Genomic DNA, 13665 nt, shown 5'->3' with positions numbered 1-13665 from the left:
TTAAAAATATTATGTCAAATCAACTGGTTGACTTGCTGGCTATATGGTACCAGCAAAAAACAGATTTTGATTGGGTGTTAGGGACAATCGTTAATACTCAAGGCTCCTCCTATCGAAAAACGGGTGCCATGATGTTTATCAACAGCCTAGGTCAATACCACGGTTTACTCAGTGGTGGCTGCTTAGAAGGTGATTTACTCCTACATGCCAAACAAGTCATGCAAACCGGCCAAGCCAAAACCGTTGTTTATGACATGCAACAAGAAGATGAACTCGGTTGGCACTTAGGCATAGGTTGTGGCGGTAGAGTCGATATTTTATTACAGCCCATTTCTAAATCATCGAATTTCCAAGCCTTAACACAACTATTTAACCAACTCTATCAAAGCCAAGATGCCTATTACTGCTTATCGATTGATGGTAAAGACAATAACTACACCTTTGAAAATTGCAGCCAAGCACTTAGTTACATCAGTCAAAACATTAAAGCTCCATTAACGACAGCTCCTAGTAAAAACAATCGTTTCGCAGACAAATATTTATTATTAAAGACGCAAGCTAAGCCACACATTGCTATTTTTGGGGGCGGTATTGACGCCAGACCACTTGCTAAAATGGCATTAAATCTAGGCTGGAATGTGACAGTTGTTGATCACAGAAGTAGTTACGCGCGCGCTGAGTATTTTACAAATTGTCGAATTATTCGTGATAAGGCACCGCTGCCGAATCTAGTAAATGGCTCTGCGATAAATGCCGCGATAGTGATGGGACACAATGTAGAGTTTGACAGCCAAGCCTTGGTTGATATTGCTCAGCTATCGCCTGTATATACAGGGCTGCTAGGCCCGGTTCACCGAAAAGAAAAAGTCACTTCATTAGCTTTTAAAAAGTACGCTGAACAACAATCAAAAATAAACCAAGGCCCAAGCCCATTGCTATTGTCGGTGAAATTTGAGCAATTTATCAATCAAGTCATCGGACCAATTGGTTTAAATATTGGTGGCGAATTACCAGAGTCAATTGCACTTTCTATTTTGGCACAAATTCATTGCGAGCTTTATCAGGCAGACGGCCAAAACTTGAACGTGTCTCTTGCCGATTGCGATAAACAGACGGGATAAAGCATGTCAGCGCCATCTATCAATCATTTTAAGCTGGTAAATATTGTTATGGCAGCAGGCGCGAGCCAGCGCTTTGGCAGCCCAAAGCAATTAGCTGAGCTTCAAAATGGCAATGGCTTAGTTATCAACTATCAAATGAGTAAGCTGTTGTCACTGTCTATACCTACCTATTTATCATTAGGCGCCCATGCAGAGCAGATTCAACAAGCATTGCTAGATAGCATAAAATGCGATCAGTTTTTATCAATCATGACCTGCCGCGACTGGCAATTCGGCTTAGGCCACAGTATTCAAGATGCAGTAAAACACGTTCTTTCAAAAGAACAACCTTCACACATTATGATCACCTTGCTCGATCAGCTATTGATTGACCAAGACGACTTAGCACAATTAATAACGCAATCTCAGTGTACACCTGAAAAAATCACTTGTAGCCAATATCAAAACACAGAAGGTGTACCGGCTATTTTTCCGCGCAATACTTTTAACCAGCTTTGTCAGCTTAAAGCCGATAAAGGTGCTCGCTCCATCATAAAAAAAACAATAAATAAAACTAACGTCTCTATCCCCAATGCTTCATGGGATATCGACACTCAAGCACAATTAGAAAAACTAAGGCCACAACTATGTTAACGGTAAATATTAACAACCAAAATTATCAAGTTGATGTTGAACCTGATACACCTTTGCTCTGGGTTATCCGCGATGTTTTAGCGATGACAGGCACCAAATACGGCTGCGGAAAAGGCTTATGCGGAGCCTGCACCGTACATTTTAATGGCAGCCCAACCCGAGCTTGCTCGATTCCTGTATCCGCTGCAATTGGCCAGCAAATTACCACTATTGAAGGCATCGAAGATAACTTGTTAATTGCGCCAAGCGCAAAGGCAATAAAACAGGCCTGGATCAATGAAAACGTGCCACAATGTGGCTACTGTCAATCAGGCCAAATTATGGCTGCAGTAGCGCTACTAAAAGAGAATCAATCACCATCAGACCAAGATATAGATAATGCCATGACAGGTAACCTTTGTCGTTGTGGCACCTACCCTCGTATCAAACAAGCAATAAAAACAGCAGCGAAGGCCTAGGAGCATATTATGGATATCAAAATTAATAATCAGATTGAAAACGTCTCTCGTCGCTCATTTTTAAAAGGTCTCGGTGTTACCTCAGGTGCGCTGGTATTAGGAGGGGTAATGCCATCTTCAATGCCAGTATTTGCAATGACGCAGGAAATGCAGTACAAGCTAAATTTATTTGTCACGATTAATACCGATAACAGTATCGACATTATTTGCCACCGTTCAGAAATGGGGCAAGGCGTAAGAACGTGTTTACCACAAATAGTGGCCGATGAATTAGAAGCAGACTGGCAAAAAGTTAACGTTGTCCAAGGTTTAGCAAATAATGAATACGGTAATCAAAACACAGATGGCTCGAGCTCGGTTCGCGATTTTTACGACACATTAAGGCAAATGGGGGCTTCAGCGAAGCAAATGCTGGAACAAGCGGCAGCAGAAACTTGGAAAGTACCCGTTTCTGAAGTCAAAGCACAAGATCACCTCGTTAAACACCAATCTGGTAAAACCTTGAGCTATGGAGATTTAGCCGAGACAGCAGCTAGGATAACACCACCAAAAGTTGAAGCGCTTAAACTAAAAAATAAAGCCGACTTTAAATACATAGGTAAACCGTTAACCTCTGTAGATTTACCAGATGTATTGGCGGGTACAACGGAATTTGGCCAAGATGTTAATCGCCCTAATATGGTTATTGCTACCATTGAACGCGCGCCCGTTTTAGGCGCAAAGGTAAAACAATTTAACGCAGATAAAGCCAAAGCGGTAAAAGGCGTGGTTGATGTCATCAAAATAGATGGCACAGATGGCGCACCGGCTTTTAACCCATTAGAGGGCATTGCTGTATTAGCCACCAACACCTATGCCGCACAAAAAGCGCAAAAACTACTAGAAATAGAATGGCAGTTAACCGATAACAAAAATCACCACTCAGCTGAATATTTACAGCAAAGAAAGGCGATGGTTCAGCAACAAGGTAAAGTACACAGAACAACAGGCGATGTTAACAAAGCATTTAGCCAATACAAAAACCAAGTCAATGCAACTTATACTGTGCCTTATCTCGCCCATGCACCTATGGAGCCACCAGCTGCAACGGCTGAGTATCGCGCCGATGGCACCTGTGAAGTTTGGGCTTGTGTGCAAGCTCCGCAAAGAACACGAGATGTCGTTGCAGCGCGTTTGGGGATAGAAAAAGACAAAGTCACCGTCAACACCACACTTTTAGGCGGTGCTTTTGGTCGTAAATCTAAACCGGATTTTGTTGCAGAAGCAGCATTACTTGCCAAAGCGGCCAAGCGCCCAGTAAAAGTGATTTGGTCTAGAGAAGAAGATATTCAATTTGACTATGTCCACGCTATAAGCGCTCAGCACTATCAAGCAGCCTTTGACGATAAAAAACAAGTTAAAGCCTGGTTAGCACGCACCAGCTTTCCGACAATCGGCTCAACATTTGATGGCGTTGCTAAAGAACCTCAAACTTGGGAAACACAACTTGGTTTTGCTGATGTGCCTTTTGCTATCGAAAACTTGCAATGTGAAGTCTGTGAAGCCCCACACCATTTAAGAATTGGCTGGGTGCGCTCAGTAGGAAATATTCAACACGGATTTGGTGTCGGTAGTTTTGTCGATGAAATGGCCCATCAAGTTGGGCAAGATCCTAAACAAATGTGGCTCGATTTATACGCAGATGACAGGCTGGTCGATGTCAATCAAGGGGGCTATAAATACGGCAATTATTGGTCCGATATTAAAAAATACCCGATTGAGACCAAACGTTTCAAAAACGTTGTAGAACTCGTTACTGAACGCGCTGGTTGGGGGCGCAAGTTGCCTAAAGGCCAAGGTTTAGGGCTATCAGTACATCGCAGCTTCTTGAGCTATATCGCCGTGGTGACACAAGTCGAAGTAAAAAACGATACCGTTAAAGTGCAAAAAATGTGGTGTGTCGCCGATTGCGGCATTATTTCAAATATCGATAGAGTTGAAGCCCAAATGGAAGGGTCGATGATCTTCGGTATGAGTATTGCGCTGCTGTCGAAGCTGACAGCTAAAGATGGAAAAATTGAACAATCAAATTTCCATGATTATGAATTAGTGCGAATGAACCAGTCACCACAAATGGATATTCATATTGTTGAAAGTGACGCACCGCCAGCAGGGGTTGGTGAACCTGGCGTACCTCCTGTTAGTGCCAGTATCACCAATGCTATTTTTGCTGCGTGCGGTAAACGCATTCGCGACTTACCCGTCAAAGGGCAATTAAACATTGCTTAAGTGCAGAGGGTTAGTTAAAGGAAATGTATAGTTATACATAGGACAGTTATGATTAAAAAATTTATTGTGTATCCACTACTTGTGATCGCACTTTTATTTGCGATTACTTTTGGTGCCGGTTACACGGCCCTGTATCTAGAGGCAAAACCCAAATTTTATCAGCTAAATGATGTCAGTGATGTTGCCCCCGAGACGCCTAAACAGGCGTCACAGGTTTACACCCAATATCGTCATTTGTGGTTATCTGAAGTGTTTGGTTTTGATCAAATACCAGAAGATGAGCTCGCCAGGCAAGCTAACACTTACCCTGGTGGTATGGTGATTGAAGGTAAAAACCACGAAAAGAAAATTGCTTTAACCTTTGATGATGGCCCTTCGCAATACAGTTTAGCTATCGTCAAACAATTGGAAAAATATGACATACCCGCAACCTTTTTCTGGACAGGCTCTCGGGTTTTACAAAGCCCTGAGATTGCTAAAGTCATTGCCGATAAGGGTTACCCTATAGAGAACCACACGTGGGAACATCAAAGAAATGGTCAACGAGATGCCAAAGAATTTTGGCAAAATAGTGTTTCGGTGACCAATGAGGCAATTAAAAAGGTGACGGGCACCACCCCGAGTGTATTTCGCCCAAGCTATGGTGATATCAGTGACGAGCAAATTGAGTTTTTAAATGAGCAAGGCTTGACGGTGGTTAACTGGTCCATCGATAGCCGAGACTGGAACACACGTTTTATTAAGCAACAAGATATTGTCGATATCGTCAACCATCATATGCACCCAGGTGCCATCGTATTGATGCATGATGATGGTGGCGATAGAAGTAATACGGTAAACGCCTTACCGGCAATTATTGAACACTACCATGCTCATGGCTATGAATTTGTGACGGTTGAAGAGTTATTGAAATAACCAACAAGTAAAGTGAGCAAATAAAAAAGCCCTAACACTGTTAGGGCTTTTTTCTATTAAAACTGAATGGCTTTTTGTTTGACGAAGCGTATATTGATTTCATCGCCAACAGCCACATTTTGATCAAATGGGGCCAACATAAAGATTAACTCATCCCAATCAGCTAACGACACTAATAACAACGAGTGCGTGCCAGAAAAACGTTTTTGTTCTACTTTCGCAGTGACGTAATTATCAGCCGCTAAATTAGCGCAAGATTCAGCGATGACAATATGCTCAGGTCGAAAACCGATAAAGTCAATGCGTTGTTCTTCTTGCTCTGATACAAAGATAGCCGCTTTTAACGCAGCGGATAAATGGGCCACGGCGAAACAATTGAGTTTACCCATAAAGTGACCAACAAATTGGGTTTGTGGTAGTTGATAAAGTACATGAGGTTGATCCACTTGCTCTATCAACCCTTGATTAACCACAGCGACCTTGTCGGCAAATGCAAAAGCTTCTTCTTTTGAGTGAGAAACAAAAATGGCTGCTACATTGGCTTTTTTGATGATGTCTCGTACTTGCTCAATTAACTCGTATTTTACTTTGTGATCGATGTTAGAAAACGGCTCATCGAGTAAAAGAATATCAGGACGATACGCAAGCGCTCTTGCAAGTGCCACCCTTTGTTGTTGTCCGCCAGATAACTGATGAGGATATTTGTGCTCATTACCCGCTAAGTGAACTAAGTCGAGCAGTTCTTTTAGACGTGACAACTTAGTCGCTTTATCAGCTTTTGCCAGTCCATAAGTAATATTATCGGCGACCGTTAAATGAGGAAATAAGGCATAATCTTGGAATAGCATGCCTAAATTGCGTTTTTCGGGTGGTACCATTACGGCACCATTGCTGACGCGATTTTGTTTAATATCGATTGAACCAGAAGAGATAGGTAACAACCCTGCAATCGACTTTAATATTGTTGTTTTACCACAACCACTCGGGCCAAGCAGGCAAAGGATCTCGCCTTGTTCGACATCAAAAGAGACACCCGATAAAACACTCTGTTGACCATAGTTAACATGAATGTCATCAACTTCTAATACTCGACTCACGCTTTTCTTGACTCCATGTTGCGATTAACAAATATAAGCGGTATTAAACCAACTAAAACAATAACGATGGCGGCTAATGAGGCTTGTTCTAGCATCTCATCACTGACGTATTGATAAACATAGGTCGCCAAAGTTTCAAATCCAAAGGGGCGTAATAGCAGAGCGGCTGGCAGCTCTTTCATTGCTTCGATAAAAACCAGCAAACCCGATGTTAGCATAACCTTAGTGAGCAAAGGTAAATGGATCTTCATAGCCGTTCGCTTCGGCCCTACCCCCATAGAAAGACTCGCCGCATCTAGATTAGGAGAAATTTTAGCAAGACCTTCACGTGTTGCGCCGATACAAATAGCAATAAAGCGCACACAGTAAGCAAAAATAATGACAGTGACTGTGCCCGATAAAAAGAGTCCGGGTTGCCAATCAAACCAAAGGGCAAAATAGTCATTAATTTGGTGTTCAATAAAACTCATAGGAATTAATACCGCAATTGCCAATACCGTACCTGGTAATGCGTAGCCCAGACTCAATAAATGCCCAGGGATCTGATGAGATTGACAGTGAGATTGCGCTCTAGCAGTTAAATTGACATAACACGAAATAATGACACATATCACAGCAACGCCCAGTGCCATTAATAAAGTGTGCCAGCTATAAGTGATAAAAGAGTCGTTCCACGCCTCATCAAAGTAACTAAACGCATATTCAATTAATATGGCAAACGGCAGTAAGAAGCCAGCAATAAAAAGCAACGAACAATAGCCAATGGCAAGCCACGCACGTTTACCAGTTAATGCAATTGGTTTGTTATCACTGAAAGTATCAGAACGTGAATACACTGCCTGTTTGCGTCTTTGGTATTTTTCCATTCCTAGCAGAACAAAAACAAAAACCAGCATAAATACTGATATTTTAGCCGCAGCGGGTAAAGAGTAATATCCTAACCAGGTGTCATATACAGCCGTCGTTAAAGTATTAACCGCAAAATAATGCACGGTTGCAAAATCAGCCAGAGTCTCCATACCAACCAAGGCCAATGCCGCTATCATCAAACCTCGACTTTGCGGTAATTGGATTCTTAAAAAGCTGCGCCAAGCGCTATCACCTAATATACGACTGGCCTGCAATTGTTCCTTGCTGATATTGGCAAAGGCAGAGCGCATTAATAAATAAACGTAAGGGAATAACACCAAAGCTAAAACAACCGCAGCGCCGCCTAAACTTCGAATATCAAAAAACCAGTAATCATTGGGGCTTTGCCAACCAAACCAATCACGCAAACTGATTTGTATTGGCCCTGCATAATCAAATAAATCGGTATATATGTAGGCAACAACATAGGCTGGCATGGCAAGAGGTAAAATCAGAGCCCAAGAAAAGAAACGTTTAAACTTAAAATCACACATGGCCATTAGCCATGCACTGGGAACCCCAAAAGCTAAGCTAAACAGAGACACCAATACCACGAGTATAAAAGTGTTATAGATGTAATCGAATAAAACAGTATCAAATAAGTGAGAGAATATAGCTTCGTCTGGTTGTAGAGCACTAAAGACTAACGCCAAAACGGGCATAACAAAGATAAAGGCAATTAGCCAAGCTGAAAACATGGGCCAGCTCATGCGCTGCCATATGGCTTTTAAATGACGACTCAGTGGCAGTCCATTTTTAATTGCAGGAGAAGAGGATGTCAGTGACAAGTTCAATCCTTAAATATAGAGGCATAAAAAAGCCCAGATCAGTTCCGGGCTTAGTATAACTTAAGCAACTCAAAAAACAGTGTTAATTCTGTTTAATCAGGATAAATTAAAGATCAAATTTAACTTCATCAATTAGCTTTAACGCAGCTTGACGATACTGGCTGATCTCAGCAATTGATTTATCTTCAGATTTGAATTCGCCCCAAGAAGAGACTAATTCAGATAATGGCACACCTTCTTTTACAGGGTATTCCATATTTACTGCCGCATACATTTGTTGCGCTTTATCACTAGTTAAAAATTCAATTAGCTTTAATGCATTATCTTTGTTTGGCGCATGAGGCGTAATAGTGGCACCACTGACATTGATATGTGAACCGCGATCAGCTTGGTTAGGGAATTGAATATTTACCGCATCGGCCCAAGCTTTTTGTTTAGGATCTTGCACCATCTTACCTAAGTAGTAGCTATTACCTAAAGATACCTTACATAAGCCTTCTTTAATGGCTTTAACTTGTGCACGGTCATTACCTTGAGGACGACGAGCTAAATTAGCTTTAACACCCTCTAACCATTTTTTAGTTTCAGCTTCACCGTGATACGCAATCATTGAAGAGACTAAACCTAAGTTGTAAGGATGCTTGCCACTACGTGTACAAATTTGACCTTTAAACTTCGGTGAGGCTAAATCTTCATAACGGATACTATCACCATCAGCTAATGATTTTGCTGTGTAGATATTGCGCACGCGTTTAGTCAATGCAACCCACTGCCCTTCTGGGTCGCGGTATAAGGCTGGCACATTATTGTTAATCGTTTCACTGTCGATTGTTTGAGTCAGTTCAGCTTTTTCTAGCTTTAATAACGCGCCAAAGTTTGAAGTCAGAACCACATCAGCAGGGCTGTGCTTCCCCTCTCGTTTAAGGCGTTCAACTAATCCTTTTTTAGCAAAAACAATATTGGTTTTAATACCCGTTTCTTTTGTGAACTCAACTAAGATAGGTTCGATTAAAAAAGCTTGACGAAAAGAATAAATATTAACGGATTCTTGGGCCTGAGCAGCAAAGCCCGTTAGTAAGGTGACACCTGCTGCTAATGAAGTAAGTATTTTTTTCATAATCTGCCATTAAATGATAACAATTATCATTATGCTATCAAAGCTGAGTAAAAAGCTCTAGTAGCGGTTATTAATAAAAACTAAGGTTGTAGGCGTTCAACTTGCCATTGGCCGTCATCTTGTAACTTATACATGAATCTATCGTGAAGTCTTGATTCCCTTCCTTGCCAAAATTCAATAGCAACAGGCTCAATGCAATATCCCCCCCAAAAGTCTGGCACAGGTAATTTGCCTTGTTTGAATTTATTCTTCATTTGCTCAAATGCATGCTCTAGCATTTTTCTCGACTCAACAGCCATGCTTTGTTTCGAAGCATAAGCTGCAATTTGGCTACCTTCAGGGCGAGAATTGAAATAACTAGCCGATTCTGTAGCAGAAAGCTTCTTTGCATTGCCATAAATAATGACTTGTCTTTCTAAAGGCAGCCACGCAAATTGCAAACACACTTGATTATTACCTGCTATTTCTTGTGCTTTACGAGAGCCATAGTTGGTATAAAAGACAAAACCTTTCTCATCATAGCCTTTGAGTAACACAGTGCGCATGCTAGGCATGCCATTTTTATCAACGGTAGCCACTGTCATAGCAGTAGGATCAGTGAATAAATCCGTCTCACTGGCTTGCGTCAACCAAAGATCAAATTGTTTGATCGGATTTTGATCTAATTGACTTTCATCCAAGCCCATTTTCGAATATTCCCGTCTGATATCTTTTAGATCCATGCTAAACCCCTGAAAAATATAAATTTAATCATAATTATAACGTTAAAAAACGGTAATAAAACCAAGTTTTTCACCTTCAATTCTGTAATTTTATTTCACAAAAGCCATCTTTTTCACATTTATTTACAACTAAAACGCAAAAAAAACGTGATTAAATTACAAAACAATGTATTATTTACACAACTTAAAGAGTGAGAGAGACCAAACACTCTATAAACCTTAATTTAGAGATAGAGAAATGAAAGCAGTATTCTTTATTTTAGCCACTTTATTGAGCAGCGACGTTTTCGCAGTCAATATGCAAAAACTACGTCACTTAGACCAAGCAAGCCAAGCTTACTTGAATACACTAAGTCACGTTACGCCAGAACAAATGGAGACGATCAAAAAAATGAATCGTCAATCTATTTGTCGCTGGTATCAAATTCATAATCAAGCGCACGAATTAAAGAAGGCGCGAAAATCAATTGAGCGAGTTAACTCTGAATGCCATCCCATCGAAACGGCATTTGCGAGTAAAAACTAACTCAACACCAGATTCAGACTTTTTAATTTTTAGGACTTTATTATGAAAACATTATTAACAGCTATCACATTACTAGCCTCTTCAACAGCAATGGCAAACGTTCAAAATGTTGAAAACCAACTTATTGACGTAACGATCAAAAGTGCAACTTATGACGCATTTTTTGAAAAATTTGACACTGTTTATGTAAACAGCCAAGTAGAAGGTAAAAAAGTAGCGTGTTCAGTCACCGTTATCAAAAACGGTATTAAATTTGAAACTGCCGCTAAAGAAGCAACAATTAAGCGTTTCAACCAAGACCCTTTAACAGCATGTTTAAAGCCATCTAGCGCTAAAGGCTTAGTTAAGCAAGCTTAAACATCCTTATAAAATAACGTTTACACCCTATTTAGTTTTGAGATTTAGGCCGCAGCCTAACTTATGTAGTACAGGACAAATTTATTATGAAAACTTTATTCGCAGCTATCGCATTAATCGCTTCTTCATCAACTTTTGCAAACACGTTAGATATCACTATCCAAAGTGCAACTTACGATAAATTCTTTGCCAAATTCGACAAAGTATTAGTAAACAGCACAGCTAAAGGCAAATTAGTGTCTTGCTCGGTAACGGTTGAAAAGAATGGTGTTGAGTTCTCTACACCTGCTAAAGAAGCAACAGTTAAACGCTTTAACCAAAACCCTTTAACGGCATGTTTACAGCCTGGTAAAGCGCGTGATTTAGCTAAAAAAGCTTAATCTAAACCTTACATTTCCCCTTTATCGTTTTGAGATTTAGGCCAAAGCCTAATTAAGTAGTACAGGACAAATTTATTATGAAAACTTTATTCGCAGCTATCGCATTAATCGCTTCTTCATCAACTTTTGCAAACACGTTAGATATCACTATCCAAAGTGCAACTTACGATAAATTCTTTGCCAAATTCGACAAAGTATTAGTAAACAGCACAGCTAAAGGCAAATTAGTGTCTTGCTCGGTAACGGTTGAAAAGAATGGTGTTGAGTTCTCTACACCTGCTAAAGAAGCAACAGTTAAACGCTTTAACCAAAACCCTTTAACGGCATGTTTACAGCCTGGTAAAGCGCGTGATTTAGCTAAAAAAGCTTAATCTAAACCTTACATTTCCCCTTTATCGTTTTGAGATTTAGGCCAAAGCCTAATTAAGTAGTACAGGACAAATTTATTATGAAAACTTTATTCGCAGCTATCGCATTAATCGCTTCTTCATCAACTTTTGCAAACACGTTAGATATCACTATCCAAAGTGCAACTTACGATAAGTTCTTTGCCAAATTCGACAAAGTACTAGTAAACAGCACAGCTAAAGGCAAATTAGTGTCTTGTTCAGTAACGGTTGAAAAGAATGGTGTTGAGTTCTCTACACCTGCAAAAGAAGCAACAGTTAAACGCTTTAACCAAAATCCTTTAACGGCTTGTTTACAGCCTGGTAAAGCACGTGACTTAGCTAAAAAAGCTTAATTTAACTCTTCTCCAAAGAGCAGCCGTATTGATATTTTTTATCAATGCGGCTTTTTTTATTCTGCTCTTTCAACATGCTGAATAAGTGACTGATAAGTCTTACTGCGTATTCGATAACTCCCCAACAAACACAACATCACTAGCACTGCGCAAATGCCAGTCATAGCAGTCATCAAATGATGACGCCAAGTTAAAAGAGCAATCGTTTGCTCAGCCCGTTGTGCTTGCAGCTGATAAAACACATTAATGTGAGTCATGATCTTGGCTTTGGCAATCAAATAATCTTCACTGTATAAACTCGATATCGTCGAGATATGCTGCTGATGAAAGTCATTATCGACACTGTTAAATGCCTGTTCAATTGCTCTAAATGCGTGTTGCTCAATTTTGGCAAGCGCGTCAGATTCATTCTTTGCTTTGGCTAATTGCTCAAACTCCAATTCAGTAAAGCCTGCTTTTTTCATCAAGGAATTTAACGACTCGGCCTGACCATCAGCAAAGGGAGGTTTGCCTGATTTAGGCATCAGTAAATCCCAATAAACCCACTGATAATGTTCAGGCCTTGCCTGCTTGCCATCTCTAATTGCTAATATCTGATTAAAAAAATCGAGATACTTATCATCCCCAGTGACGGTATAAGCACGCGCCATTAAAGTGAGTTGATCGGAGCTCAGCCTAAGCTGCTCAGATAAAAGGTAAGATTGATAGCGATTCTCTTTAGCGGCATTGACAGCGTAGAGCGCCGAGTAGGCCAAATAACAAAATAAGCACGTTGAGATAAGCAACAGCGTAGCGAGAATATTAAGCTTTTTTAGTCGCTTATTTGCTTTAACCAAAGATGTGCTAATGGGCTCAGGTATCAGGGTCATCGCCACTATCGTATCCATTTGATGAGAACGTGTTTTGATTTATCATAAACGCCTAATGATTGATTAACAGTATTTTTTTACCGCCTTAAAACAATTTATCAAGATGCTCGAATCACCAAGACTCTTAATTACCTCTTTTAGATCAGACAATGCCAAAGCATTATTGCAATACTACCTTGATAATTGGACGTACTTAGCGCCTTTTGAACCCACTCGGCCAGCAAATTATTTCAGCCTAGATAACTTCAATAAAATGGCCAAAGAAAGTGAAAAAAATTTTAAATCTGAGCAGGGGTTTCAATTTATTCTGTTCAGTAAACAAACACAAAGTGTAATAGGTATTTGCAGCTTCACCGGGGTAGTAAAAGGTCCTTTTCAAGCGTGTTACTTGGGTTACTCAATTGCTAAAAACCAACAAAATCAAGGTTTAATGACAGAAGCACTTGAAGTGTGTTGCCAATATATTTTTCAAACTATCGGATTAAACCGCATTATGGCTAATTATTTGCCAGATAATCTAGCCAGTGAAAGGCTATTAACCAAACTTGGTTTTGAGAAAGAGGGTTATGCAAAGCGCTACTTGCAAATAGCAGGGCAATGGCAAGATCATGTTTTAACGGCCAAATTAAACGATAGCTGCAAATAAAAAACCGCCTTTCGGCGGTTTTCGATAGCTTTACTTTTTCGGCTCTGGCTCTGGCTCTGGCTCTGGCTCTGGCTCTGGCTCTGGCTCTGGCTCTGGCTCTGGCTCTGGCTCTGGCTC

General features: G+C 40.4%; 16 protein-coding genes. 11 read left to right on the top strand and 5 right to left on the bottom strand.

What is annotated here, in order from left to right; translation table 11 throughout:
* The first annotated feature begins 11 nt into the window (after positions 1-11).
* Genes HR060_RS11980 through HR060_RS11960 form a run of 5 tightly spaced genes read left to right on the top strand, consistent with a single transcriptional unit; the run spans position 12 to position 5395 of the window.
* Positions 12-1121 carry an XdhC family protein gene (locus HR060_RS11980; protein ID WP_174200537.1) on the top strand — a complete coding sequence of 370 codons (1110 nt, stop codon included), beginning with the start codon at positions 12-14 and terminating at the stop codon, positions 1119-1121.
* A 3-nt stretch (positions 1122-1124) separates the two neighbouring features.
* Complete coding sequence (locus HR060_RS11975) at positions 1125-1754, top strand: nucleotidyltransferase family protein (RefSeq protein WP_174200536.1); 630 nt, start codon at positions 1125-1127, stop codon at positions 1752-1754.
* Complete coding sequence (locus HR060_RS11970) at positions 1748-2212, top strand: (2Fe-2S)-binding protein (protein WP_174200535.1); 465 nt, start codon at positions 1748-1750, stop codon at positions 2210-2212. Before HR060_RS11975 ends, HR060_RS11970 begins: the two co-directional genes overlap by 7 nt.
* Before the next feature lie 9 nt (positions 2213-2221).
* Positions 2222-4480, top strand: a complete 2259-nt coding sequence (locus tag HR060_RS11965) for a molybdopterin cofactor-binding domain-containing protein (RefSeq protein ID WP_174200534.1) — start codon at positions 2222-2224, stop codon at positions 4478-4480.
* A gap of 48 nt (positions 4481-4528) precedes the next feature.
* Positions 4529-5395 carry a polysaccharide deacetylase family protein gene (locus HR060_RS11960; RefSeq protein ID WP_174200533.1) on the top strand — a complete coding sequence of 289 codons (867 nt, stop codon included), beginning with the start codon at positions 4529-4531 and terminating at the stop codon, positions 5393-5395.
* Between the two features lie 56 nt (positions 5396-5451).
* Here HR060_RS11960 and HR060_RS19770 read toward each other — a convergent pair whose 3' ends face one another.
* The 4 genes from HR060_RS19770 to pdxH all read right to left on the bottom strand — a co-directional run bounded on the left by HR060_RS19770 (position 5452) and on the right by pdxH (position 10028).
* Positions 5452-6492, bottom strand: a complete 1041-nt coding sequence (locus HR060_RS19770; RefSeq protein ID WP_174200532.1) for an ATP-binding cassette domain-containing protein — start codon at positions 6490-6492, stop codon at positions 5452-5454.
* Positions 6489-8111 carry an ABC transporter permease gene (locus HR060_RS11950; RefSeq protein WP_174200596.1) on the bottom strand — a complete coding sequence of 541 codons (1623 nt, stop codon included), beginning with the start codon at positions 8109-8111 and terminating at the stop codon, positions 6489-6491. The genes HR060_RS19770 and HR060_RS11950 overlap by 4 nt, the downstream gene beginning before the upstream one ends.
* 184 nt (positions 8112-8295) lie before the next feature.
* Complete coding sequence (locus HR060_RS11945; protein ID WP_174200531.1) at positions 8296-9306, bottom strand: extracellular solute-binding protein; 1011 nt, start codon at positions 9304-9306, stop codon at positions 8296-8298.
* A gap of 80 nt (positions 9307-9386) precedes the next feature.
* Positions 9387-10028: a pyridoxamine 5'-phosphate oxidase gene (pdxH, locus tag HR060_RS11940; RefSeq protein ID WP_174200530.1), complete on the bottom strand. Its 642-nt coding sequence runs from the start codon at positions 10026-10028 to the stop codon at positions 9387-9389.
* 238 nt (positions 10029-10266) lie between these two features.
* Between pdxH and HR060_RS11935 the strand changes: the two genes are divergently transcribed.
* The 5 genes from HR060_RS11935 to HR060_RS11915 all read left to right on the top strand — a co-directional run bounded on the left by HR060_RS11935 (position 10267) and on the right by HR060_RS11915 (position 12033).
* The gene (locus HR060_RS11935) at positions 10267-10554 is read left to right on the top strand and encodes a hypothetical protein (protein WP_174200529.1); all 288 of its coding nucleotides are present in this window, start codon (positions 10267-10269) and stop codon (positions 10552-10554) included.
* Positions 10555-10596: 42 nt separating this feature from the next.
* Positions 10597-10911, top strand: a complete 315-nt coding sequence (locus tag HR060_RS11930) for a hypothetical protein (protein WP_174200528.1) — start codon at positions 10597-10599, stop codon at positions 10909-10911.
* 86 nt (positions 10912-10997) lie between these two features.
* Positions 10998-11291 carry a hypothetical protein gene (locus HR060_RS11925; RefSeq protein ID WP_174200527.1) on the top strand — a complete coding sequence of 98 codons (294 nt, stop codon included), beginning with the start codon at positions 10998-11000 and terminating at the stop codon, positions 11289-11291.
* Positions 11292-11368: 77 nt separating this feature from the next.
* Positions 11369-11662 (top strand): hypothetical protein, encoded by a 294-nt coding sequence (locus tag HR060_RS11920; RefSeq protein WP_174200527.1) that lies wholly within the window; start codon positions 11369-11371, stop codon positions 11660-11662.
* A 77-nt stretch (positions 11663-11739) separates the two neighbouring features.
* Positions 11740-12033: a hypothetical protein gene (locus HR060_RS11915; RefSeq protein WP_174200527.1), complete on the top strand. Its 294-nt coding sequence runs from the start codon at positions 11740-11742 to the stop codon at positions 12031-12033.
* A 56-nt stretch (positions 12034-12089) separates the two neighbouring features.
* On the opposite strand, the gene HR060_RS11910 is transcribed toward HR060_RS11915, so the two are convergent.
* Positions 12090-12908: a hypothetical protein gene (locus HR060_RS11910; RefSeq protein ID WP_174200526.1), complete on the bottom strand. Its 819-nt coding sequence runs from the start codon at positions 12906-12908 to the stop codon at positions 12090-12092.
* 97 nt (positions 12909-13005) lie between these two features.
* Between HR060_RS11910 and HR060_RS11905 the strand changes: the two genes are divergently transcribed.
* Positions 13006-13548, top strand: coding sequence for a GNAT family N-acetyltransferase (locus HR060_RS11905; protein ID WP_217434920.1), 543 nt, complete (start codon positions 13006-13008; stop codon positions 13546-13548).
* Positions 13549-13665 lie beyond the last annotated feature (117 nt).

It is taken from the genome of Marinifaba aquimaris, from assembly GCF_013328345.1.
GTDB classification, from domain to species: domain Bacteria; phylum Pseudomonadota; class Gammaproteobacteria; order Enterobacterales; family Alteromonadaceae; genus Marinifaba; species Marinifaba aquimaris.
This window is presented reverse-complemented; position numbering and strand designations above follow the sequence as displayed.